This window comes from Virgibacillus profundi (assembly GCF_002287375.1).
GTDB lineage: Bacteria > Bacillota > Bacilli > Bacillales > Amphibacillaceae > Virgibacillus_K > Virgibacillus_K profundi.
Window position 1 is genome coordinate 172,400 of the sequence record NZ_NPOA01000002.1, and the last position, 24,900, is coordinate 197,299.

At 36.4% G+C, this 24,900-nt stretch carries 28 protein-coding genes; 25 read left to right on the forward strand and 3 right to left on the reverse strand.

The window, feature by feature from the left end; genetic code table 11:
• The first annotated feature begins 3 nt into the window (after positions 1-3).
• The 5 genes from CIL05_RS03885 (at position 4) to CIL05_RS03905 (ending at position 5,842) form a co-directional block, all read left to right on the forward strand.
• The gene (locus tag CIL05_RS03885; RefSeq protein WP_095654198.1) at positions 4-1,155 is read left to right on the forward strand and encodes an acyl-CoA dehydrogenase family protein; all 1,152 of its coding nucleotides are present in this window, start codon (positions 4-6) and stop codon (positions 1,153-1,155) included.
• A gap of 11 nt (positions 1,156-1,166) precedes the next feature.
• Positions 1,167-2,354 carry a thiolase family protein gene (locus CIL05_RS03890; protein ID WP_095654199.1) on the forward strand — a complete coding sequence of 396 codons (1,188 nt, stop codon included), beginning with the start codon at positions 1,167-1,169 and terminating at the stop codon, positions 2,352-2,354.
• Positions 2,355-2,949: 595 nt separating this feature from the next.
• Complete coding sequence (locus CIL05_RS03895) at positions 2,950-3,942, forward strand: hydroxyacid dehydrogenase (protein WP_240510102.1); 993 nt, start codon at positions 2,950-2,952, stop codon at positions 3,940-3,942.
• A gap of 18 nt (positions 3,943-3,960) precedes the next feature.
• Positions 3,961-5,031 (forward strand): tartrate dehydrogenase, encoded by a 1,071-nt coding sequence (locus tag CIL05_RS03900; RefSeq protein ID WP_095654200.1) that lies wholly within the window; start codon positions 3,961-3,963, stop codon positions 5,029-5,031.
• Between the two features lie 52 nt (positions 5,032-5,083).
• Positions 5,084-5,842 carry an IclR family transcriptional regulator gene (locus tag CIL05_RS03905; RefSeq protein ID WP_095654201.1) on the forward strand — a complete coding sequence of 253 codons (759 nt, stop codon included), beginning with the start codon at positions 5,084-5,086 and terminating at the stop codon, positions 5,840-5,842.
• Positions 5,843-5,996: 154 nt separating this feature from the next.
• On the opposite strand, the gene pdxR is transcribed toward CIL05_RS03905, so the two are convergent.
• Complete coding sequence (gene pdxR, locus CIL05_RS03910) at positions 5,997-7,391, reverse strand: MocR-like pyridoxine biosynthesis transcription factor PdxR (protein ID WP_095654202.1); 1,395 nt, start codon at positions 7,389-7,391, stop codon at positions 5,997-5,999.
• 151 nt (positions 7,392-7,542) lie between these two features.
• Here pdxR and pdxS point away from each other — a divergent pair, with 151 nt between their 5' ends.
• From pdxS to CIL05_RS03955, 10 genes are all read left to right on the forward strand, one after another.
• On the forward strand, positions 7,543-8,403 hold the full coding sequence (pdxS, locus tag CIL05_RS03915) for a pyridoxal 5'-phosphate synthase lyase subunit PdxS (RefSeq protein WP_095654391.1): 861 nt from the start codon (positions 7,543-7,545) through the stop codon (positions 8,401-8,403).
• A gap of 349 nt (positions 8,404-8,752) precedes the next feature.
• Positions 8,753-9,685 (forward strand): LysR family transcriptional regulator, encoded by a 933-nt coding sequence (locus CIL05_RS03920; protein WP_240510103.1) that lies wholly within the window; start codon positions 8,753-8,755, stop codon positions 9,683-9,685.
• 113 nt (positions 9,686-9,798) lie between these two features.
• Positions 9,799-10,437 carry an HD domain-containing protein gene (locus CIL05_RS03925; protein WP_095654203.1) on the forward strand — a complete coding sequence of 213 codons (639 nt, stop codon included), beginning with the start codon at positions 9,799-9,801 and terminating at the stop codon, positions 10,435-10,437.
• Between the two features lie 203 nt (positions 10,438-10,640).
• Complete coding sequence (locus tag CIL05_RS03930; RefSeq protein WP_095654204.1) at positions 10,641-11,090, forward strand: MarR family winged helix-turn-helix transcriptional regulator; 450 nt, start codon at positions 10,641-10,643, stop codon at positions 11,088-11,090.
• Positions 11,091-11,115: 25 nt separating this feature from the next.
• The gene (paiA, locus tag CIL05_RS03935; RefSeq protein WP_095654205.1) at positions 11,116-11,634 is read left to right on the forward strand and encodes a spermidine/spermine N(1)-acetyltransferase; all 519 of its coding nucleotides are present in this window, start codon (positions 11,116-11,118) and stop codon (positions 11,632-11,634) included.
• 21 nt (positions 11,635-11,655) lie between these two features.
• A complete protein-coding gene (locus tag CIL05_RS03940) occupies positions 11,656-12,261 on the forward strand; it encodes an FMN-binding negative transcriptional regulator (protein WP_095654206.1) in 606 nt (201 codons plus the stop codon).
• 293 nt (positions 12,262-12,554) lie between these two features.
• Positions 12,555-13,121, forward strand: a complete 567-nt coding sequence (locus CIL05_RS03945) for a histidine phosphatase family protein (protein WP_095654207.1) — start codon at positions 12,555-12,557, stop codon at positions 13,119-13,121.
• A 146-nt stretch (positions 13,122-13,267) separates the two neighbouring features.
• Complete coding sequence (locus tag CIL05_RS03950) at positions 13,268-14,290, forward strand: MFS transporter (protein WP_095654208.1); 1,023 nt, start codon at positions 13,268-13,270, stop codon at positions 14,288-14,290.
• Between the two features lie 44 nt (positions 14,291-14,334).
• Complete coding sequence (locus tag CIL05_RS22030; protein ID WP_165769033.1) at positions 14,335-14,508, forward strand: hypothetical protein; 174 nt, start codon at positions 14,335-14,337, stop codon at positions 14,506-14,508.
• Positions 14,509-14,569: 61 nt separating this feature from the next.
• Entirely contained in the window at positions 14,570-14,857 is a 288-nt protein-coding gene (locus CIL05_RS03955) for a TIGR04104 family putative zinc finger protein (RefSeq protein ID WP_165769034.1), read from the forward strand.
• Between the two features lie 185 nt (positions 14,858-15,042).
• On the opposite strand, the gene CIL05_RS03960 is transcribed toward CIL05_RS03955, so the two are convergent.
• A complete protein-coding gene (locus tag CIL05_RS03960) occupies positions 15,043-15,498 on the reverse strand; it encodes an SRPBCC family protein (protein ID WP_095654210.1) in 456 nt (151 codons plus the stop codon).
• 290 nt (positions 15,499-15,788) lie between these two features.
• On the opposite strand from CIL05_RS03960, the gene CIL05_RS03965 reads away from it, so the two are divergent.
• From CIL05_RS03965 to CIL05_RS03985, 5 genes are all read left to right on the forward strand, one after another.
• The gene (locus tag CIL05_RS03965; protein ID WP_095654211.1) at positions 15,789-16,622 is read left to right on the forward strand and encodes an aldo/keto reductase; all 834 of its coding nucleotides are present in this window, start codon (positions 15,789-15,791) and stop codon (positions 16,620-16,622) included.
• A gap of 311 nt (positions 16,623-16,933) precedes the next feature.
• A complete protein-coding gene (locus tag CIL05_RS03970; RefSeq protein WP_240510104.1) occupies positions 16,934-17,311 on the forward strand; it encodes an ArsR/SmtB family transcription factor in 378 nt (125 codons plus the stop codon).
• Positions 17,312-17,332: 21 nt separating this feature from the next.
• A complete protein-coding gene (locus CIL05_RS03975) occupies positions 17,333-17,830 on the forward strand; it encodes an SRPBCC family protein (RefSeq protein ID WP_095654213.1) in 498 nt (165 codons plus the stop codon).
• 109 nt (positions 17,831-17,939) lie between these two features.
• A complete protein-coding gene (locus tag CIL05_RS03980; protein ID WP_095654214.1) occupies positions 17,940-18,338 on the forward strand; it encodes a VOC family protein in 399 nt (132 codons plus the stop codon).
• Between the two features lie 112 nt (positions 18,339-18,450).
• Positions 18,451-18,801: a DUF2200 domain-containing protein gene (locus CIL05_RS03985; RefSeq protein WP_095654215.1), complete on the forward strand. Its 351-nt coding sequence runs from the start codon at positions 18,451-18,453 to the stop codon at positions 18,799-18,801.
• Between the two features lie 319 nt (positions 18,802-19,120).
• Here the strand turns inward: CIL05_RS03985 and CIL05_RS03990 are convergent, their stop codons facing one another.
• Positions 19,121-19,993, reverse strand: coding sequence for a YitT family protein (locus tag CIL05_RS03990; RefSeq protein WP_095654216.1), 873 nt, complete (start codon positions 19,991-19,993; stop codon positions 19,121-19,123).
• A 522-nt stretch (positions 19,994-20,515) separates the two neighbouring features.
• On the opposite strand from CIL05_RS03990, the gene CIL05_RS03995 reads away from it, so the two are divergent.
• The 5 genes from CIL05_RS03995 to CIL05_RS04015 all read left to right on the forward strand — a co-directional run bounded on the left by CIL05_RS03995 (position 20,516) and on the right by CIL05_RS04015 (position 24,880).
• Complete coding sequence (locus tag CIL05_RS03995) at positions 20,516-20,800, forward strand: PTS sugar transporter subunit IIB (RefSeq protein ID WP_095654217.1); 285 nt, start codon at positions 20,516-20,518, stop codon at positions 20,798-20,800.
• Positions 20,801-20,868: 68 nt separating this feature from the next.
• Entirely contained in the window at positions 20,869-22,131 is a 1,263-nt protein-coding gene (locus CIL05_RS04000; RefSeq protein ID WP_095654218.1) for a galactitol-specific PTS transporter subunit IIC, read from the forward strand.
• A gap of 150 nt (positions 22,132-22,281) precedes the next feature.
• A complete protein-coding gene (locus CIL05_RS04005; protein ID WP_095654219.1) occupies positions 22,282-23,226 on the forward strand; it encodes a sugar-binding transcriptional regulator in 945 nt (314 codons plus the stop codon).
• 160 nt (positions 23,227-23,386) lie between these two features.
• Entirely contained in the window at positions 23,387-24,103 is a 717-nt protein-coding gene (locus tag CIL05_RS04010) for an SDR family NAD(P)-dependent oxidoreductase (protein ID WP_165769035.1), read from the forward strand.
• Positions 24,104-24,130: 27 nt separating this feature from the next.
• Positions 24,131-24,880 (forward strand): SDR family NAD(P)-dependent oxidoreductase, encoded by a 750-nt coding sequence (locus CIL05_RS04015; RefSeq protein ID WP_095654221.1) that lies wholly within the window; start codon positions 24,131-24,133, stop codon positions 24,878-24,880.
• Positions 24,881-24,900 lie beyond the last annotated feature (20 nt).

Genomic DNA, 24,900 nt, shown 5'->3' on the forward strand with positions numbered 1-24,900 from the left:
ATAATGGATTTTAATTTCTCAGAGGATATTGAGTTTTTACGTTCAAATGTCCGGAAATTTGTAAAAGATGTAGTGGAACCACGTGCAATGGAGATCGAGGAAAATGACCAAATTCCTGAAGATATTATTGAACAGTCCAAAGAGATGGGCCTATTCAGTTTAAGTATCCCGGAGGAATATGGTGGTCTGGGTCTTGACATGGTTGGAAAATGTGCAATTTATGAGGAGCTGGGAAAAACCCATAATGGCTATACAACCCTGATTGGTGCACATACAGGAATTGGAACGGTTGGTATCGTAGAGCTGGGAACTGAAGAACAGAAACAGAAATATTTACCGAAAATGGCTACAGGTGAATGGATTGGTGCTTTTGCGCTGACAGAGCCAAGTGCCGGTTCGAATGCTGCAAATCTGAAAACAACTGCTGTAAAAGAAGGAGATAAATACATTTTAAATGGTTCTAAGCATTATATTACAAATGCAGTTGATGGACATGTTTTTACCGTTATGGCCGTTACTGACAGCTCTAAAGGTGCAAAGGGAATCACATCATTTATTGTTGAAAAGGATTTTCCAGGATTTAAGCTCGGCAGTGTGGAGCAGAAGATGGGACTACGAGGCTCTCATTCTGCTGAACTATTTTTCGAAGACATGGAAGTTCCTGTTGAAAACGTACTTGGAGAGGAAGGCAGGGGCTATGTTAATGCATTGAAAATATTGGCAAACGGGCGTGCAGGTCTTGCAGCACGTAACCTTGGATCATCTGTTAAATTACTTGAGCATTCCCTGTCCTATGCAAAGGAACGGGAACAATTTGGAAAACCAATCCTTGAAGTGCAGGCCGTTCAGCATATGCTTGCAGAAATCAGTATGGGAATCGAAACATTACGTTCATTAACATACCGGGTTGCATGGATGTCTGATCAGAAACAACGGGTCGTTAAAGAAGCAGCAATTGCAAAGCTGTATGGATCAGAAGTTTATAATAAAGTTGCCGATCTGGCAGTCCAAATCCATGGCGGAATCGGTTATATGAAGGATTACCCAATCGAGCGCTATTTCCGTGATGCGCGGATAACAAAAATTTATGAAGGTACGTCAGAAATTCAACGAAATATTATTGCGGGTGAATTAATCCGTGAACTAAAGAAATAGGAGTGAGTAGATTGGTAGAATCATATATTGTTGGATCTGTAAGAACAGCTGTTGGTAAAATGGGTGGAGCGTTGAAAAATGTAACGGTTGATTATTTGGCTGAAGCAGTTATCCGGGAAGTTTTAAATCGATCAAAAGCAGATGTTACCGTCGATGAAGTTATTCTAGGGCAGGCGAAGCAAAGTGCGGATACATCCAACCTGGCAAGGGTTGCTGCACTGCGAGCAGATTTGCCAGTTGATGTTACCGGCTATACGGTTCATCGTCAATGTGGCTCAGGACTCCAGGCAATTAATAATGCGGATATGCAGATTAAATTGGGGTTATCGGATGTGATTGTTGCAGGTGGTGCGGAAAGTATGAGTACTACGCCATATTACATCCGAAATGCACGGTATGGCTTACAGGCAGGTAACGGACTGTTGCTTGATCCGAATACAGAAAGCCAGCCATGTTCTCAGCCTACAGAAACCTATGGAGATTTGACCATGGGCTATACTGCAGAGAATCTGGCAGAAAAATATAATATTTCCCGTGAGGAGCAAGATCAATTTGCTAGACAGAGTCAGGAATTAGCAGATCAAGCCATAAAAGAAGGTCGTTTTGCAGATGAGATTGTTCCATTTGAAGTAAAGGAACGCAAAAAAACAACAACTTTTAAAGTAGACGAACATCCACGCCTTTCCACATTGGAGCAACTCAGTAAGCTCCGGACAGTCTTTAAGGAAAATGGTTCGGTGACTGCAGGAAACGCAAGTGGAAGAAATGACGGTGCTGCGGCCGTATTAATGATGAATGAAGAAAAAATGAAACGGTATGGATTAAAGCCAAAGGCAAAAATTATTGCACAGGCTGTGAGTGGGGTGTCTCCAGACATTATGGGAATCGGACCAGTCGAATCAACGGCTAAAGCGTTGAAACAATGCGGATTATCTATCGATGATATTGGATTAATAGAATTAAATGAAGCATTTGCAGCCCAGGCACTTTCGGTTATTCGGGAAGCTAAAATGGATATCAATCGGGTAAATGTAAACGGAGGGGCAATTGCATTAGGACATCCAATCGGTGCAACCGGTGCTGTTTTAATGACAAAACTGCTTCATGAAATGGAAAGAAGAGGAGAAAAATACGGACTTGTAACACTTTGTATTGGTGGAGGGCAAGGTATTTCCACGATCATTGAGTACCTTCAATAGAAAATTAGTCGGTGGAAATCGCCGGCTTTTTCTCTAAAAGCTGTTTTTCGCATAGATTGGGACTGCGCACTACTCGTCCCACCAAATGACTTGTTGTTATCTGCCCCTTATTCGATATAAAGTGCGACGTAAATTAAGATTAAATTCCCATGATATGTGCTATTGCTGCCGTCCGGGATCGCTCCGGGCGGATGCTTTCCGCGGGCACGGCTTCAGCCTCCTCGAGAAAATCACTCTGCGGGGTCTTCAGACACGTGCTATTCCCGCAGGAGTCACCGCCCTTCACTCACCCGAACTGGTGAGGTGGTTTGATGTTTTGAATATTGATTACTAATTCAGTTCATCGGCAGTAAACGGAAATCCAGCGGAGGAAACACATTGAAGACTCCTGCGGGAGGAAAGGCATAGGTGAGACCCCGGAGTGCGTAGCACGAGGAGGCTCACCAGCCGCCCGCGGAAAGCGAAAGTGTTTCCGGAGCGGTAATAAGGACTAGTGATCATCTATTACATCGCAGTCTATATCAACTGTGAAGGCTAAAAGCAATAAAGTTTACGAAAAGAGCCTATCTAAATAATTAGTAAGGGGGAAAGCCAATTGAAGGATCTTCATATTGTACAAATTCTCCCCATGTATCATCCTGATGGGGAGGAAGTCTTGAATGGACATGCAAATGTGACAAAATTTGACACATTTGAAGAACAGGAAATCATTGATTTTTTAACGAATAATAAAGTGGACGGGATAATTCTACGTGCACCTGCAAAAATAACGCCTCCAATTTTAGATGCATGTGAAGAGGTCAAAGCAATTTCAGGTGCTGGAGTTGGTCTTGATAATATTGATGTGGCGTATGCAACCGAAAAAGGTGTCCGTGTGTTGCATGCACCAAAAACCAACAGCCAGGCTACTGCAGAGCATGCGGCCAGCCTAATTCTTGCAGCAATGAAGGATATTCCCCAATTTCATAAAGAAACCCATCTTGGAAACTTTGGATACAGGGATGGAAAATATACGAGAGAGCTTTATGGTAAAAAATTAGGGCTGATCGGATTTGGCTCTATCGCTCAAAAAGTAGCCAAAATCATGAGATTCGGCTTTGATATGGATGTTATTGTATATGTCCGCACGATCCATGAAGAAAGGAAAAAACTTGCAAAATCACTTGATGTGGAACTGACCTTGTCAATGGAGGAGGTTTTCCAGAAAAGTGATGTGGTCAGCTTGCACATTCCATTAAATGATAAGACAAAAGAGTTAATCGATCATGCTTATTTTGAAATGATGAAGCCATCTGCTGTGTTAATAAATACTGCACGTGGTGGGATTATTAATGAAAAAGACCTGGGCAGTGCACTGAAAAACGGGCAAATCCACCGTGCTGGAATCGATGTTTTCAGTACAGAACCACCACCTCCAGATCATCCCTTTTTTGGATTGGATGAAGCGATTCTTACCCCACATATTGGCGGTATTAGTTTGGAAGCTGCAAAAGCTACATCCGTAATTATTGCTGAAAATCTTGTAAAGGCAATAAATGGAGAAGAATTAGAGACTATTGTGAACGGGCGAGAGCTGGCAAAAAAATGAAACACAAGGATGGTATGTATGAAAAAACACAAAATTGCACTGATACCAGGGGATGGAATTGGTCCTGAGGTTGTTGCAGAAGGTGTGAAAGTTTTAAAAGCAATTGAACAGGCGGATGAAAATCTTTCTTTTGAGTTCACCGAATTCCCTTGGGGTTGTGAATATTACCTGGAGAACGGTAAAATGATGGATGAAGATGGACTTGAACAGCTAAAGGATTTTGATGTGATTTATCTTGGTGCTGTAGGCTATCCGGGTGTTCCGGATCATATTTCATTATGGGATCTGCTGCTCAAAATCAGAAAGGGTTTTGATCAATATGTGAATCTCAGACCTGTCACTCTCCTGAATCCTTCCTTAACCCCACTGAAAAATAAAACGGAAAAAGATATCGATTTTTTAGTCATCCGTGAAAATAGTGAAGGGGAATATGCAGGTGCAGGGGATTGGCTGTTTAAAGGAAAACCAGAAGAGGTAGCTCTGCAAACTGGTGTATTTTCACGTAAAGGAACAGAGCGGATTATCCGATATGCCTTTGAGGAAGCGCGAAAACGGAAAAAGACCTTAACGAGCATCAGTAAAGCGAATGCACTGAATTATTCGATGGTGTTTTGGGATGAAGTTTTTGAGGAAGTTAGTAAGGAATACCCGGATGTGGGAACATATTCCTATCTAGTTGATGCTGCAAGTATGTTTTTTGTTATGCAGCCTGAACGGTTTGAAATTGTTGTGACATCAAATCTATTCGGGGATATTCTGACAGATATTGGCGCAGCAATTACTGGTGGAATGGGGCTTGCAACAGGTGCTAATATAAATCCGGATCGGGAATTTCCATCAATGTTTGAGCCTGTACACGGATCAGCTCCTGATATTTCCGGAAAAGGACTGGCTAATCCAATTGCTGCAATTTGGTCTATTGCTCAAATGATGGATTTTTTTGGGGAAGAAGAATGGGGTAAGCAGATTGTTACAACGATCAAAAAACTGATTGATGAAGGTGAGCAGCTCACACCAGATCTTGGTGGGAAAGCGTCAACCGAAGAGCTAGGATCCCATTTTACTAATTTGTTAATAGAAGGTCTGTAAAATAAAGTAAATTATAAAGAATGAAATATGCTTCAGTAGAGGTGCTGTAACGATGAGTCAAAGTTTGTTAAAAGCTATACGTTTATTAGACTGCTTCATGAAGAAACCGGAATTATCTTTAATCGAATTAACAGAGCTTTCCAATTTACCGAAAACTACTGTATTCCGTCTGGTATCCTCACTGGAAGAAGGTGGGCTGCTGGTAAAGGTGAGGAATTCCAGTCATGATGTAAAATATCGGATGGGATTGAAGCTACTGGAACTGGGAAACCATGTCAGCGAACAGTTGGAATATAAAAAAGCAGCATTCCACCATATGAGAAAATTAAATGAGAAAATAGATGAATTGGTTCATATGGTCGTACTGGAGGGCGATGAAGCCGTTTATGTCGAAAAAATGGATAGTACAAAACCAGTTCGCCTGGTTGTTGAGGTCGGCAGAAGGGCACCACTATATGCCGGTTCAGCACCTAAGGTATTATTGGCGGGAATGGATGAGACTTCTTTAGAGTTGTATTTAAGCAATTTGGAAATGAAGAAATTTACGGAGAATACAATTGATAACATAGATGATTTGAAAAAGGAAATTCAGGAAATCAAAGATAAAGGATATGCTTTTAGTAAATCGGAGCATTTTAAAGATACCATCGGATTTTCCTACCCTATCTATAATTATAATGGTAAAACCGTTGCGGCATTAGGTGTAAGTATTCCAATAACTGATTACACAGATGAACGAAAGGGACTTATTTTGGAGGAATTAAAGCAAACGGTGCAAAATATTTGGCGCGATTTGGGGTATCGCGGGTGATATAGTAGGTTTTTAATAGTTCTTCTTAGAACCCAAATAAAAAAGAAACCAGTCTTAAGTGTTATTGAGACTGGTGCTTTTTAAATGTTTACCACGAACGTTTAAAATCTTGATAACGTCCTGGCCGCCGGTCCATAGAAATATGTTTAAAAAGTCAGTTTCCCCAGCTCTTTAATAAAAGACCAATAGCTTCTGCTAACTCGGCTTCCGGTATCCCGGCAAATCCTAAAATAATGATAGGCTGGGATTCATATTGATTTTCCATTACGTAAGAAGATAATGGATAGATTTTAATATCAGATTTTAGCGCCCTGTTAACTAGCTCTTCCTCACACATATTATTTTTCACTTTTAATACAACATGAAACCCGGATAGGTCACCAACCACTTCCGCTATTTGTTGGTATGGCTTCAATAATTCTAATGTTTTTTCCATTTTTCTTCTATATACTTTCCGCATTCGGTTAAGATGCTTTTCAAAATCGCCTGCATTCATGAATTGAGCAAGAATATGCTGATCCATTCGGGAAACAGAGCATTGAAAAAAAGATAATTCATCTTTATAAGACTTCATCAATCGTTTTGGCAGCACCATATAACTTATACGGATTGATGGAATCAGTGATTTAGAGAATGTTCCAAGATAAATGACTTTTTCATTATGATCCATGCTTTGCAAGGAGGGAATAGATTTACCGGTGTATCGGAATTCACTGTCATAATCATCTTCTATGATATAGCGGTCATCTCTGCTGGATGCCCAATTAAGTAGTTTAATTCTTCGATTTGCAGAAAGTACCGATCCATATGGAAAGTGATGTGTTGGTGTTACATAAACCATATCAATTGTTGAACCGTCCAATGAATCTACCTTTACACCCTTCTCGTCGACATTTAATGGATACACCTTATTTGGATAGTTTTTTAGAATCCTTGAAATTACATGATAACCAGGGTCCTCTACACCATAAGTCGCTTTATTGCCCAACAGGAGAATGAGCTGCTGCAGCAGAGTTTCTACTCCGGCTCCGATAATGATGTCATCAGGAGAACAATGGACTCCTCGGGCTTGATATAAATAATTAGCAATTTCCTCCCGTAAGACAAATTCTCCCTGTCGATCTCCCATTAACAGCAAGGATTGATTCTCTTTATCAATGATGTTTTTTGCATATTTCCTCCATTTTGCAAAAGGAAAATTTTCTGTATCTATCTGACTAGGATGGAAATTATACCGGATTTTCTGTTTTTTCTTTTTGGTATCATTTTGCAGGCGATTAGGTTGGACATACTCCAGGTCCTCATTGGCCAAAACAAAATAACCCTTTCTCGCTATTCCTTCTATATAGCCTTCTGCAGCTAATTGGTCATATGATTGTTCTACCGTGTTTTGGCTTATTTTTAGGAATTCGGCAAGCTTGCGTTTCGAAGGCAGCTTTATTCCATAGGAAATCCGCCCTTCCATTATTTCCGTTTTGATGCAGGCATATAATTGCTCATATAGCGGAATCCCATTTTCCCGGTCCAGGTTACAAACGAACATATCCATACAAAAAACCTCCCAATCTGACCCTGTCAAAATGTGTGAAACTGACACTTCCAAAAGCGCCAACTACTATTTATAATAAAGTAATATTCAAATTAATCAACTATAATAATGGATTGGAGTGTTTTGATTGGAAAATTTATCAGGTACAGAAATGGTAAAAACAATGGAACAAATTAAAGCTGGTGGCGTCATTATGGATGTTGTAAATGCGGAACAGGCTAAAATTGCTGAATCCAGCGGGGCAATTGCGGTCATGGCACTGGAACGTGTACCATCGGATATTCGAGCTGCAGGGGGTGTAGCCAGAATGGCTGATCCTCGTATTATTGAAGAAGTAAAGAACGCTGTCACTATTCCGGTAATGGCAAAGGCGCGTATTGGACATATCGTAGAAGCGCGGGTTTTGGAGGGACTAGGTGTTGATTTTATTGATGAAAGTGAGGTACTAACCCCAGCAGATGAAGAATTCCATATGTTAAAAAGTGATTTTACAGTTCCATTCGTATGTGGATGCAGGGATTTAGGAGAAGCTGCCAGACGACTTGGGGAAGGCACCAAAATGCTTCGTACAAAAGGCGAGCCTGGTACTGGAAATATAGTAGAAGCAGTCCGTCATATGCGAAAAGTTCAGGCGCAGGTCCGCAAAGTTACAATGATGAAAGATGATGAACTGATGACAGAAGCGAAAAGACTTGGAGCATCTTATGAAATCTTAAAACAAATAAAAGAAAAGGGCAGATTGCCAGTAGTGAACTATGCTGCAGGTGGCGTTGCAACCCCATCAGATGCTGCATTAATGATGGAATTAGGAGCTGATGGTGTATTTGTAGGCTCTGGAATATTCAAATCGGAAAGCCCGGAGAAATTTGCTAAAGCAATCGTCCAAGCGACAGCCCATTACAAAGACTATGAACTAATTGGGAAATTATCCCGGGAGCTTGGAGCTGCGATGAAAGGGATTGAAATATCCAATTTGAACCAGGAAGAAAGAATGCAGGAACGAGGATGGTAGTTTTAGGGTTATGTAGATATAAATCATAGAGATATTTTTCCCAGTTTAATTAAATACTATGACTTTTCGAGTAGAAGAAATGCCGTACCCCTTTTAAACTTTCAAATATAGGGATTAGTACGGTGTTTTTTTCCTGATTAAAAGTTTTGTGCGATGAAAAAGCAAATATAGGGTATTATGTTAAACTATATATAGAGATTGTGAGCAATTCCCCTTAACGAGTCCCGACAGTATTGTTTAACTCGTGTTCATCAATTGGACCAATTAGTAGCATAATTTCTTTAATTAAATTAACCTAATAACTAGAAGTTCTTATTAAAAAATAAGGTAGATCTTGCATGAGAAAGGAGTGAAAGCAATCGAATTACGACATTTAGAATATTTTTTAATGGTTAGTAAAGAACTACATTTTACTAAAGCAGCAGAAAAATTAGGAATATCACAACCCACTTTAAGTCATCAAATTAAGATGCTTGAAATTGAGTTAGGATACCCACTTTTTAACCGTGTTGGCAAGAAAATTGAGCTTACTAAGGTAGGAGAAATTGTACAGCAAGAAGCATTGAATATTCAAGGTTCCATACAAAATATGTCCTCTCAAATTACAGCATTGACGAAAGTAGAAGTTGGAGAATTAAAAATTGCTGTGTTACCGGGCGAAATAACGGATTTGGTATCTACTTTATGTATTCAATTTAGCCAGTTATATCCGAACATTAAAGTTTTCATTGAAACTACTGATCAGGTGGAAAGGGCCGTTCTGGAAAATCGAGCTGATTTTGGTATTGGTTTTCATCTTAATCCAAATGATATGTTACAGGTGACAAAGTTGTATGATGAAGAATTTTACCTGATTAGTAATCAAAGTAATGGAGAGGATAGGGTTTCATTTTCTTCCATTTTAGATGGTCCTCTGATTTTATTTCCAGGTATACATCAATGTAGAAAAATACTTGATAAAACGAGCTATGAAGTTGGTAGACACATAGAGCCTACTGTTGAAACGTCCAGTATTGAATCTATCTTGAATCTAGTTCGAAGTGGTGTTGGTCGTAGTGTTGTCTCGCGTACATTATACGAATTTTATGATACAGAGGATTTATTTTTCCAGCATATTGAAAAACCATCTTTGACGAGCGCAGTTTCTCTCGTGATGAAAAAGAATTGTTTTATTAATTTTGCGGCACGTAAATATATTAAGTTATTAGTACGTGAAATTGAAAAGCTTCATTTGTACACAGAGAAAGATGCGATTAATTCTTTGAAAAGTTCTATATTATAGTTTTTTTCTATCATTATCATAGAAATGATGTTATAGACAAATGATGATGGCCTCTTTACAATGAAGACAACTCGTGAAGATGAGAAATATACATGGTAAAGGGGTTTTTAATCATGAGGCAAGAAATAGCAGGTATCAAGATTCCTGATTCCAGGTTGGCGAAAGATGCAGCCGATATTTTACGTGAGCATGGGAATGACCTGTTGTGGAATCATTCCAATCGTGTATTTTTATTTGGTGCAGTAAACGGAAAAAAAGCGAAGCAGAATTATGATTTGGAGTTATTATATGTCAGTGCTTTATTCCATGATTTAGGCTTAACAGAAAAATACAGTAGTCCAGATTTAAGGTTTGAAGTAGACGGTGCAAATACAGCAAGAAGTTTCCTGCAGCAGTACCAAATTCCAGATGAGTCGATTCAGCTTGTATGGGATGCTATTGCGCTGCATACAACGCCGGGAGTTGCAGAACATAAACAGTCTGAAGTAGCGCTATTATTTCATGGTGTTGGTTTAGATGTGATGGGAGATGGCTTTGAACAATTCCCTGAAGATTTGCGTGAAGCTATTATAAAAGCGTTCCCTCGTAATAATTTCAAAAAGGAAATTATTCCAGCGTTTTATGAGGGATTTAAGCATAAGCCCGAAACAACTTTCGGCAATATGAAAGAAGATGTTATTAAATATTTTAGACCGGATTATAATAATAAGAATTTCTGTCAGTGCATTTTACATTCATCATGGTCAGAATAAGAAATAGAAATAACAACATTATATTATAAAACGAGTAATACCAATGGATCCACTCCGTTGGTATTTTTATGGTTCTAATTATTTATGAATTAACTAGTTTAAATTATTTAAATTATATTGTAAATGCAACAAAAATAAGTTACATTTAATGTGTGTGATTTTATTGCATTTGCAACAAAAGACATATTGAGGAGTTAATGAACATGGAGATTCTTCGTGAAATTGGAATGATAGCCAGGGCATTAGATTCTATAAGTAATATAGAATTTAAAGGATATAATCTTACAAAAGGGCAGTATTTGTACATTGTAAGAATATGTGAAAACCCGGGAATCATTCAAGAAAAATTAGCTGAGATGATAAAAGTAGATCGAACAACAGCAGCCCGTGCTATAAAAAAACTTGAAATTAATGGCTTTATTGAGAAGAAAGAAGATGAACATAACAAAAAAATTAAGAAACTATTTTTAACAGAAAAAGGAAAAAGTGTTTATCCTTTTATAAAAAGAGAAAATAATTATTCCAATTCCGTTGCATTAGAGGGACTTTCCGAAAAAGAAGCAGAAACCTTTTTCAATCTTGTTCAAAGAGTAAGAAAAAATATAGAAAAGGACTGGGAATTTGTAAAAAAGGGAAACAAGAGAAATTATTGAATATATAAAGGAGTGGTATATTTAAATGACTATAAATTTAAAAAAGTGTACTATTGAAGATTTACACATACTTCATGAAATTAGTTATGAAACATTTGATGAGACATTTAAGGACCAGAATTCACCCGAAAATATGAAAACCTATCTGGAACGGGCATTTAACTTAAAACAAATAAAAAAAGAATTATCCAATATTTCTTCCCAATTCTTTTTTGTTTATTACAACGATGAAGTTGCTGGCTATTTAAAGGTCAATGTCAATGAGGCTCAGTCTGAAAAAATGGGTGATGAATCACTTGAGTTAGAGAGGATTTATATCAAGAACAAATTTCAAAAACATGGACTTGGTAAGTATCTACTTGATAAAGCTATGGAAATTGCAATGAAAAATAATAAAAAGAAAATCTGGCTAGGTGTATGGGAAAAGAATGAAAATGCTATTGCTTTCTATAAGAAAATGGGGTTTGTTCATACTGGATCCCACTCTTTTTATATGGGTGATGAAGAACAAATAGACTTCATCATGATGAAAACACTTAATTAATCTTTTGAAAGGTGGATTTTAATGTATATCCCGAAACATTTTAAAGTCACAGACTTTGATGAAATCAGAGAATTTATTCAGAAGTACTCTTTTGGAACCATTGTATCGACAGAACAAGGCAAACCAATTGCCACTCATTTGCCATTAGAGTTACATAAACAAGGAGATGATTACTATATAACAGGACACTTTGCTTATGCAAACCCTCAGTGGAAAACGTTTGAGGCAGATAATGTGCTTGTTATGTTTCAAGGTCCGCACGCTTACATTTCATCTTCTTGGTATAAGTCTGAAAATGTACCGACATGGAATTATCAATCTGTTCATATATATGGAACAGCTAGTATAATGAGTGAACAGGAATTGCAAGAAGACCTTAAAATCCTATTACAAAAATATGAGCAACATCGTAAGAATCCAGCTTTATGGGAGAATCTTTCTTCCCAAACTAAAAAACAAATCAAAGGTATCGTTGGATTTAAAATTAAAATACAAGAAGTTCAAGCTGCATATAAATTAAGCCAAAACCGAAATGAAGAGGACTATCAGAACATCATTGATAAACTATATGAGGAAAAGGATTTAAATTCTCAAGATTTAGCTGAAGTGATGGAAAACAGAAAGTAATTCACTTATTACCAGAATGTGGAGAAGTATAATTAAGGTAACGGGAGCAAAAGTTGTACAAGTGAGATCATCAAATGATGGTCTTTTTCTTTAATTATTAATTTCAGAAACTTGCAATTTAATCCAAACTATTATGTTATTATTTGTTTATAGATCTGAATTATCGACTAACTAAATCTCATTCTTGTAGAACAAACAGTAGAAGAATTATCTCATAGAAAATTCGGAGGTGTTTCTATTAATATTTCAGTAATTAAAGCAACCTCAGCGCATGCAAAAGGAAGGATTAATAAATGGAAACCACAATTTATATGATAAGGCACGCAAAATCGCCATTTGTTTTTGGGCAGGAGCGAACAAGAAAATTATCGCTACAAGGTGAAACAGACTCAAAAAAAGTTGCGGATTTAATGAGTCAGAAGGAAATCGATGTGATAGTTTCCAGTCCTTACATAAGGGCAATACAAACAATTGAAGATATTGCCGAAGATAAAGATTTAGAAATTAAAATTTTTGAAGAGCTAAAAGAAAGACAGTTAAAAGGAGCTTATAAATTGCCTGAAGAAGAAATACAGCAGGCAATTAAGAAATCCTACGAAGATATTGATTATTATTTATCGGGAGGAGAGTCCATAAGAGATGTGCAAAATCGGTCTTTGCCAGTAATCAAAAATCTCTTAACTAAGTATGAGGGTAAGACGATTATTATAGGTACTCACGGAAATATTATGACAATTATTATGAACTATTTTAATTCGGGGTACGGATATGATTTTTGGAAAAGTACTACTAAACCTGATATATATAAGTTAATATTTTTAAATCAGGAACTTCAGGATGTACAAAGAATATGGGAATAGAGCTACCTGAAAACGCATGCTTTAGTTGAATATTTCTGAAACGATAAAAGGCTTAGTTCTAAAAATAGAACTCATGAAGGAGAGAAGTCCAATGTAAAAAATCCCTTTCTTTTAAAAAACTAAACATAAAATAGGAATGGGGTTATATGGGATTATTTAAGAATAAAAACTTTGTAGTCATGTGGGTTGGGCAACTCGCAACTATATTCGGTAATCGTTTTAGTGAAATAGCTATTCCGTTAATTGTTCTTCAATTAACAGGTTCACCATGGCAAGCTGCATTAGTAGTTGTATGTTCTCAAGTGGCACCGTTAGTATTGTCTCTTCCGGTTGGTGATTGGGTGGAACAAAATCCCAAAAGGCAAATTGCAATGTTTGCTGAGTCTTTAAGCTTTTTAACAATGTCCGGATTAGTAGTATTTGTTTGGCTGGAACTGTTAAATATTTGGATACTAGCTGGAAGTCTACTTATTTTAGGGGCTACTGGTTTATTTTTTAAAGTATCCTTTGGTGCAATGGTTCCAGGTGTTGTTGGAAGAGAACGACTGGTAAGTGCACACAGTTATTTTGAAGGGGCTGATGCAATCAGTACTTTTATAGGCCCCGTATTGGCAGGCTTTGTTTTATCAGGTTTTGGGGTTGCGGCAGTTTTAACGATAGATGCAATGACATACTTTGTCTCATTTCTTGGAATTCTATTTTTAACTTTTAAAGAAAACAAAAGAAGAAATACTAGAAAACAACCAGCAAGAAAAAGCTATATTTCATCCCTTAAAGGTATAAAGTATTTGTTTGCAAATTATTATCAAACATTTATTTCGATCCAGCATGTTATTTTAAATTTTATTACAACAGCCATTACACTTTCTATTATTATCTATACAAGTCATACACTTAATTTTATTGAATGGCAAATTGGGATGGTTTTATCAGCAGCAGGAATAGGTAATCTGGTTGGTGTTTTTTTATTGAATAAGATAAATCACTTTTCATGGAAGTTTTTATATGCAGGATTAATGTTGGTCTCAAGTAGTGGGATATTATTAATTCTATTTGCTAGTGAACTACATTTTATCATGTTTGGGATGTTCGTTTTTGATGGTGCACTCTCTATGGCTTTTGTGGTAATGGATCTGCCAGACAAGCAGTTACACCTGATGGTTATTTAGCTCGTATTGGTGGAGGCGGTATTTTATTAGCTGGATTAGTTGCAATGGGTGGAAATCTTTTTGCAGGTGGTATAGCTGAGTCTATTGATCCGAAAATCTCTCTAGCTTTTTGTGCCTTTTTACTTTTGATTGCAGCAGTTATATCGTTATCATTTAAACTTGGTAACAAACAACTTGATAAACTGATACCGATAGAATTTAAAGAAAATAGAAAGTAAGTTATATCATTTTCAAAAAACATATGGATACTTAACAAAAATAAATGGTAGGAGGGTTAGCTTGCAAAAATGTGAAAGTTGCAGCTCACAATTTAGTTGGAGTAAAATTTATAAATCATTTTGGTGGGCATATAAACCAATTGAATGTGGCAATTGCGGTGTTAAACATAGAATAACCATTTTGGGCAGATTTACATTTGTGGCCCTTACAATGATACCAATGTTGACATTTATGTATTTTCTTACCCCTTTTAATAATATTATTGCAACCATTGGTACAGGATCTATTATATTAATTATCGGTTCTTTGTTCACGCCATACGTTGTTCAGTACGAAAACTCACCGTGAAATGGGAAATTATATAAACAATCAATTGCTTCATTTACAACGTGTATTAGTATACTGGCTTAGGAAGTATAGTTGTATCAACAGACTTAGCTGAATCAATAGGGATTGGCAAGTATATTAGAGGAACATCTATACTTGCCATTTTATATTGTTAATTTTGCTAAATTCAAGGCTAATCATTATACCTACTTCAACACCGTCTCCACTTCCATAACCCGATCTCCTACAGCCACTGTTAAATCTTTCGTTGTTTTTGGGACAAATGATTTAAGGACTGAATTTATCATAGGACCCATCATCCCTTTGGCGGTAATGTTTAAATGGCCTGTCATGTTTGTTATAGAATCGTTTACCGCTGCTGCTTCAAAATAGCCGCTTCCTTTGAAATTATCACTTAATCCAGTCAAATCAAAGGTTACTTTTGTTGTCTCCTGCCATTTTGTAATATTAATTTTCATACTAATGGTTTTTTGCACAATACCAGTATCCCCTTTAAATTTCCAGGTGGACTCTGTATCACTAAGAATTTTATGATCAATATATCCTGGAACCAAAGGCGCCCAATTATCCATGTCACTAACAAAGTTCCAAACCCTCTCAATAGGAATATCTAGTTTTGTATGATGAATTCCACTAGGCATTGCATATCCTCCTTCTATCCCGAATTATCAGGCAACTAAGCCTATGTAGTATCTTTACCCTAAATTCTTCTTAATCTATCATTCATTATACGCTAATAAATTGCTCACCCCAAATATATAGCATCCTGTTTATGTGACAATGCTCCATCTTGAATGTATGCTCGGAGTTCCCAAGGTATGCGTACAAAAAGCTCCAATTCAAGCGAATATTTGTTATTTTATAAAAAAATATGAAATAATGATTATAATCGGTTTTGATTAAAAATATGTAAGCTGGAGGTAGGAAATATATGATCACAACACTAAAAGATACAGTCACACTAAATAATGGTGTTAAGATGCCGGGCTTTGGTTTAGGTGTATATAAAGTTGAAGATGGGAATGTAGTGATCGAATCGGTAAAAACAGCCCTGGAAAATGGCTATCGGAGTATTGATACTGCCTCATTTTATAATAATGAAGAAGGTGTGGGACAGGGAATTAAAGAATCCGGTGTTCCGAGAGAGGAAATTTTTGTTACATCAAAAGTATGGAATGATGAACAAGGCTATGAAAGCACGTTACAGGCATTTGAACAAAGCTTAGAAAAACTGGATTTGGAGTATTTGGATCTGTATCTGATTCATTGGCCTGTAAGGGGGAAGTTTAAAGATACGTGGAGAGCAATGGAAAAGCTTTATACAGATGGAAAAGTACGTGCCATTGGAGTGAGTAATTTTCATATCCAGCATTTGAAGGAGCTGCTTGCAGATTGTAAAGTTAGGCCAGTCATTAACCAGGTTGAATTTCATCCACATCTGACTCAGGTTGAACTAAGGGCTTTTTGTGAAAAAGAAAACATTCAATTTGAAGCATGGTCTCCACTCAAAAAAGGCAGACTCTTAAACGATCCTACAATCGTTAAAATTGCAGATAAGCATCAAAAGTCTTCGGCACAGGTTATTTTGAAATGGGATCTGCAGAATAATGTGATGACAATACCTAAATCAGTTACTAAAAACCGTATCATCGAAAATGCAGACATATTTGACTTTAAGTTAACTGAAGAGGAAATGAATCAGATTGATGCCTTAAACAAAAATGAAAGAACGGGAAAAAATCCGGATATGTTTGATACTGAGTAGTTTTACAGATAACTTTTTTGTTAAGCTAAAGTTGCAACAAAAAAACTGTTCATATTAGTAACAGGTTCCGTTACCTATCGCAAAAATTAAAAATGTAATGTAAAATGACCATCAATTTGTATGCAAAATTTGTGGTCATTTTTGTTGGTGTAATAGTGTTTTCTTTATAATATACATTAAAATTGTAGTGTAATTTTGTACCCCAATTTGTTAGCTAACAATTGCCATTATATTATGTCTATATTTTGATCTCTTTAGTAAAAGAGTTAATAATATAGATAAGGTAGAATACTTTATATTTAACCAGATGGTTGAATGATAACGAGAAAACTGTTATATTTAACTACATGGTTAACCATAATAAAGATCAATTAAATGAAATATTTCATGCTTTAAGTGATCCAACAAGAAGAGAAATCATCCATTCGATGCATCAAAAAGAAAAAACAGTTTCCGAATTAGCCCAACCTTTTGATATGTCTTTGGCTGCTATTTCAAAGCATATAAAAGTCCTTGAGCGGGCAAAATTAATTGAAAGGAGTGTAAATGGAAGAACTCATTTATGCAGTTTAAACACGGAATCACTATCTAAAGCTACTGAATGGCTACAGTTTTATGAAAAATTTTGGAGCAATCGTTTTGATCTTCTTGAGAAAGAGTTATTAGAGGCAAAAAAGAAAGAACATTAAATTACATAAAGGAGTGTGTTTATGAGTGATGTTTCGACTACCACTTTAAAAATGACAAGAAATTTTGATGTAGCGCCTGAAAGGGTTTTTGATGCATGGTTGAACCCGGAAATGATGAGAAAATGGTTTTTTACATTGGAAGGGACGAATAAAGTAACACAAAATAATCCTCAAGTTGGCGGTACTTGGGAAATTATTGACCATCGAGAGGGAAAAGATTACCGTGCAATTGGAGAGTATCTCGAAATTGATCCTCCGAAAAAACTCGTGTTCACTTTTAAAATGCCACAATTCAGCGAATTAGAAGATACGATTACAGTTGAGCTAAAAGAACTCCGGCAAGGTTGTGAGATGACGTTCACACAACTGATCCATGTTGCTCATGAAGAGAATTGGACAGAGTCCGATATCGAAAAAGCTCATGGCGAATGGCGTGATAGCACTGAACATGGCTGGAACTTGATGTTTATGGGGCTTAATGAATTACTTGAGACAGGCGAAATTAGCTATAAAGGTTAAAAAGGGGTGTTGATCCAAGAAGGGTTTACTCTTATCTTTATGGGTTTACACAGTTAGTTGAAAACAGGGAAATAACAATAAAATTTATGTAAAGAAAGGGAGGTTAAATATGAAGAACGTAACACCATTTTTAATGTTTCAAGGCGGTATTGCAGAAGAAGCTATGAAATACTACACATCAATCATTGAAGACTCGGAAATTAAAAGCATTACTCGATATGGAGCTGAAGGCCCCGGTGAAGAAGGTACAGTTATTCAAGCTGTATTCTCGTTAAAGGGGCAGGAGTTCATGTGTATTGACAGCCATGTTGACCATGAGTTTGCGTTTACCCCGTCTTTTTCTATCTATCTCACGTGTGATAACGAAGAGGAAATTGATAGCCTTTATGATAAAATGATGCAAAATGGCACAGCACTCATGCCAATAGATAATTATGGATTCAGCAAAAAATTCGGATGGCTGGTTGATCAGTTCGGCATATCCTGGCAGTTAAACTTACCGGAATAATCCGGTTATGGGGTGTGAGGTATTTTACAATCAGGCGCTTATCCGGAATAAAGATCAGCGTTCTTTTTCATTTGAAGGACTATTTAGCAGAATAATTAAGGGAGGCTGTATCATGGCCAAACATAAGATTTATACAATGAGTTTCGCAAGAGTCTACCCCCTTTATGTTTCGAAAGCAGAGAAAAAAGGGCGTACTAAATCAGAAGTCGATGAAATCATCCGTTGGTTGACAGGATATACCCAGGAAGAGTTAGAAGTACAACTGGAAAAACAGACAAACTTTGAGACTTTCTTAGCGGAAGCTCCTCAATTGAATCCTTCACGGTCTTTCATCAAAGGTGTAGTTTGCGGGGTTCGAGTGGAAGATATCGAAGAACCAACGATGCAGGAAATTCGTTATTTGGATAAGCTGATGGATGAGTTAGCAAAGGGAAAAGCAATGGAGAAAATTTTGCGGAAATAATATTAAAAACGAAGAAACACTATTTCCATATATATAGCTCTATATTTAAGTGATTATTAAACAATCGGGAGCGATCGTTTAATAAAAGTCTCTTTTTCATCTTCAACAATCTGGCCCTTTAGTTGAAGAATCGTTGAAAATAAATATAAGAAAAATCTCAGTTTATTGAACTGAGATTTTTTTAATCTTAATTACAAAAGTCACTACAAAATACGGTGCAATTCATTATGCGAATTTGGGCTCTTTTAATAGTGTAGTTTTAAGTTCTTGCGATAGGTAACGGAACCCATTATTCATATCAGTCTCTCTTTCGTAATTTCTAAAGCTTTTGACCATAATATTTATCCAGTGAGAATCCTCTTCCTAAAATTTCCGATGCATTAATAAATATGACAAAGGTAGAGGGCTCTTCTTTTTGGAGAACCTTTTTTAATTGAACTGCTTCCTGCTGTTCTGTAACACATAATAGCATTGTTTTGTCCTGATTGGAGTAGCCTCCGACAGAGCGAACTTTAGTAAGACCACGATCGATGCTTTCATGTATCAAGGATTGAATTTTTTCTTCTTCCTCTGTAATGATTAAAATTAATTTTGTTGCTGAAGTCCGTAGTTGCACAATATCAATCGTTTTACTGGTAATAAAGATACACATAAGGGCAAATAAGGTAAGCTCCAGATTAAAAACTATAATGGAAGAAACAACGACAAAGCCATCGACAATCAGTTGGGAATACCCACTGGAGAGCCCCGTGAATTTCTTGACAATCTGAGCAATTGCCGCCGTTCCCCCGGTAGAACCATTTCCTTTATAAACAATTCCGAGACCTGCACCGAGAACAATCCCGCCATAGATGGCACCTAATAATGGATTGGTAACCGTGTATGGAATATCTGTACTTAGAAAAATGATAAATGGTACCCAAAAAGTTCCGAGTAATGTTTTCCAACTAAAATCTTTTCCCATTGCGAGCCAGCCAATAACAAAGATTGGGATATTAATCAGGAGTTGTGTAAATGCAGGGCTCGTTCCGTAAATTTGAAATAAAATGGTACTTACCCCTGAAATACCGCCTGCCGCAAGCTGTGAAGGAAGTAAAAATATATTATAGGCTAGGCCGACTAAAGTTGCGCCAATTAAAATTTTTAAGCTATCTTTTGCTGGTATGTTTAGGTTTTGCATTTTTTTATTCATCGTAGAATTATTCCTTTCAAAACAATAATAAGTTATGCCAGTTCTTAATGACTGTTCTATTCTATCATTGGGGATGAAGGTAGTAAATGGTAGTTAATAGTCCAAATTACATTGTAATAGAACTATATTTATAAAAAAATTAGAGGAAATAATCATTTTATTTATCGGATTGAATATATAGAAGAATATTCTTAGTATTTAAGTGTTTATGACTGTGTATTTTTGATTTAAAAGGGCTTTTAAAAAGGGAGTTATTAACTGACGTTCATATACATAACAATTGTAAATCACAATAATGCACAAATGATGTTCAATAGCTTGCGATGAAAACGGATACATATAAATATTTATTAATGGTAAAATAAATATTTATAAGGGTATTATTGGTGTTTTAGAGTTAATTTAATAACAGAAGTTATACTATAAAGTTAAATAACTGAAATAAATGATAACTCACTACAAAAATAGTCCTTATGAACAATTGTAAAGATAGAGCTTTTAAAATTCAGGGGGTGAATAAGTATGAAAAAGAAACAAGTATTAGTAGCATGTGGTGCAGGAATTGCAACTTCAACAGTTGTTAATGGTGCAATTGAAGAAATGGCAAAAGAAAATAATCTTAAAATTGATTTAGTTCAACTCAAGATTGCTGAAGTGGGTGCATATTTAGATACAGCTGATTTATTAGTAACCACTGCAATGACCAAAAAAGAGTATCCATTCGAGGTAATTAATGCAAGGGCATTCTTGACTGGTATTGGCATCAAAGACACAAAAAAGCAAATCTTGGAAGCACTTCAAAAATAAAAAGGTAGAATTTTGATTCTATTATTATGAAAATCAAGGTTTACTATGATAGTATAGGAGGCTATTTAATGGAAGGTTTTGTTGATATTGTACAAGGCTTTTTGGATTTAGGAGCTACAGTAATACTGCCGGTTGCAATATTTTTATTAGGTTTATTTTTCGGCCAGAAGCCAGGTAGAGCTTTTCGTTCTGGTTTAACAATCGGGGTAGCTTTTGTTGGTATTTTCCTAGTAATTGATTTACTAGTCCTTAATCTTGGCCCAGCGGCACAAAGTATGGTTGAACGGTTGGGCGTGAGTTTAAATGTGATTGATGTAGGTTGGCCTGCTGCTGCGTCCATTTCTTGGGCATCATCTATAGCAGCATTTATTATTCCACTTGGTTTAATTGTAAACGTTATTATGCTAGTGACAAAGACAACAAAAACTATGAACGTGGATATTTGGAACTTTTGGCATTATACGTTTATGGGTGCCATTGTATATACATTAACAGGTAGTATGATTCAAGGTCTAATTGCGGCTGTAATATTCCAAATTATTACGCTTCTTCTTGCAGACTGGACAGCTCCTATGATTGGTAAATTCTATGATTTACCTGGAGTATCTCTGACTACCGCCACTACCCTTTCATACGTGCCATTAGGTATCCCTTTGGTAAAATTGGTGCAAAAAATACCTGTAGTGAAAGACTGGGATGCAAATCCTGAAACAATTCAAAAAAGATTTGGTGTTTTTGGAGAATCTATTTTTATCGGATTAATTCTGGGTGCGGCAATTGGTGCGCTAGCAGGGTATAATATCGGGGAAATAATTGAAATTGGTATGGCAATGGCTGCCGTTATGGTTTTAATGCCACGGATGGTTAAGATTCTAATGGAAGGTTTAATGCCGGTTTCAGAATCAGCTCGTGAATGGTTATCTAAGCGATTTGGTGATAGAGAGATTTATATCGGCCTTGATGCTGCAGTAGCTTTAGGACATCCAGCAGTAATTTCAACAGCACTTATCCTTGTTCCAATAACGGTACTATTGGCAGTAATATTGCCAGGTAACGCCTTATTACCATTTGGTGACTTGGCTACAATACCTTTTATTGTGGCATTTATTGTTGGTGCTGCTAGAGGAAATATTGTCCATTCTGTAATAGTTGGGGCTATAGTAATTGCAACTTCCTTATATATGGCAACAGATCTTGCAGTAATTTATACAGAAATGGCAGCAAATGCTGATTTCGAAATGCCAGAAGGCACAGCACAGATATCAAGTATTGACCAAGGTGGTAACCTAATCAACTATGTGATATTTAAAATCTTTGCATTGTTTAATTAGTATTTTTCAATTTTTTGATGTGATACAATTATAATATATTCTTAAGCGCTTTCTTGACATCAAGTCTAGTTAACTTTATGATGTTTACAAAAGTGCAATATAAGAACAAATGTATAGAATAAAAATCAAGAGTTGAAAAGAGCGGATAGTATGTTGAGCTGGGAAGAACGTCGTTTAATGGTGAAAGTAGCCAAATTATATCATTATGAGGGTTGGACACAGGCGGAAATTGCCAGAAAACAAAATGTTTCCCGCCCTGTCATATCTAAGTTATTAAATGCGGCAAAAAAAGAAGGTATTGTTGAAATATATATTAAAGATGAAACGCTTCATACTGTGGAATTGGAACAGCAGCTTGAAAAAAAATATGGATTAAAAGAAGTCATTGTAGTCTCAACAGCTGGTTACACACAGGAAATGGCTAAACGGCAACTTGGTAAAACTGGGGCTTCGTATATAACAAGAAATTCAGCTAAGATTAAAAGTCTCGGTATTTCATGGGGTAGTACGCTTTTGTCTCTCATTGAGGAATATCCTTATGAACGAAGAGAGGATATTCATATTGTGCCAATTATTGGGGGAATGGGGAGCAATTACGTAAAATTGCATTCCAATCAGCTCGCATTTCAGTTAGCACAGAAAATGAATGCATCTTGTTCTTATCTTTATGCTCCAGCAATTGTGGAAAGTGATGATTTAAAAGAACGGCTTGTCAATACGAAAGATGTTGCACATGTTCTGGAGGAAGGTCGTAATGTGGACATGGCTGTTGTGGGGGTAGGTAATCCTTTTAAGGATTCAACATTAGAAAAAATGGGTTATTTAGAGGAAAGTGATCTATCATCCCTCCGAAAAGTCGGGGCTGTAGGAAATATTGGTTCCAGCTTCTTTAATGCAGTTGGTGAAGAAATTGACCATCCATTAAACGATCATTTTATTGGTCTGAATGTAGAGGAGATCAAGGAAATCCCTGAAGTGATAGGAATCGTTGAAGGTTCACATAAGCTGGAAAGTATTGAAGCTGTTCTTAAAGGTGAATATTTAAATGTTTTGATTACTGACGATCGCACCGCCCAAGCATTGGTGAATGAATAATAAATGTTCGTAAAAACCTCCCTCTTTTCAAAAGTGGGAGGTTTTAATTTGAAAAATATTAGAAATTAAAGATTTATGCTTGACGAAAATAGAATAGAGAGGTACGATTATTACAAACGTTCTTACTATGAACAAATGTAAAAAGAGGGAGGGATATCAGATGCTTCAGCTTGATTTACGGGATAAAGTTGTATTTGTTTTTGATGGTGAACATGCAGTTGGAGAAGAAATTATTAAATTATTTTCCGAAGCAGGGGCAAAGGTGTTGTTCTTAGGTAAATCTAATTTAGATGAAGATAGTTTAGTTTTGAAATATAAAGAGGATGCTTCCAGTTTTGAGGTTGGTTCATTCAATTTGAAAGATAATTCTTTTCTTAAAGTAATACAGGATCAAATCCAAGTAGATATCATTATAAATAATATGGAAGCAATGACAGGAAAAGATGTGATGGATATCAGTCCTGAGGAATGGGAAAACGGATTGTTTACTAATTTGCATATACCATTTCAATTATTAAAAATGATTCTGCCACTCATGAAAAATCAAGAGGAGGGTGCAGTTATTAATATTTCATCAACCAGTGCAATTGATGGGGGAGATGGAGATGTTCTCTATGCAGCCTCAAAAAGTGCGCTTGAATCAATGAATAAAGCATTATCCAGGGAACTCGGTCCTTATAATATAAGGGTAAATGGATTAAGTGTTGGAAGCATACCTAATGATAAAGATGTTGAATCTGATCTCCATTCCATACCACTGAACCGATTTGCCACGCCAACAGATATTGCAAATGCAGCATTGTTTTTATCAACACCAATGGCAGGCTATATTAGCGGTCAAACAATTTTAGTAGATGGTGGTAAAACATTATTGTAATGTACAGCTGTGAAAAGAGGTGGGAATATGGGGAAACAAAAGACAGTGCTAGTGATTGGCGGGGCAGCGGGTATTGGAAAAGACGTTGTCATCAACAGGGCTAACAAAGGAGATCAAGTAGTATTTACAGATTTAAACAATAAAGCAGGTAATGCATTAGTTGAAGAAATTGCTTCTTCAGGGAAGAATGTTACTTTCTTACAGCATGATGTAAGCTCATGGGAGAATACAAAGGAAATAGTAGAAAAAACGGTAAACAAGTATGGAAAGATTGATATCCTGATACATTCTGCTGGAATTACAATTCAGAAACCTTTTGATGAAATTACCTATGATACTTGGAAAAAAACATTTTCAGTAAATTTAACAGGATTATTTTACGCTGTTAAGGCAATCATACCCGAAATGCTGGAGAATAAAAGAGGTAATATAGTAATCATAGGATCTGGTTCAGCAATTACCGGAACAGGTGGCGGTGTTCATTATGCAGCATCTAAGGGCGGGGCATTTGGCCTAATGAGAGCAATAGCAAAAAAATACAGTCATTTCGGAATAAGGATCAACATTGTGGCACCCAGAGTGATAGAAACTGAAATGCTTAATCAATTATATCCTACTGAATCAAGCCGTGAGAAATTATTAAGTAAAATTCCTGTAAATAAAATTGGAACACTTTCAGATACAACAAATGCTATTAACTTTTTAGCCTCTGAGGAATCTGATTATATACAAGGTCAGGTATTGCTATTGGATGGTGGAAGGACGTATTTGACGTAAAATCAAATTTAATTTTAGGA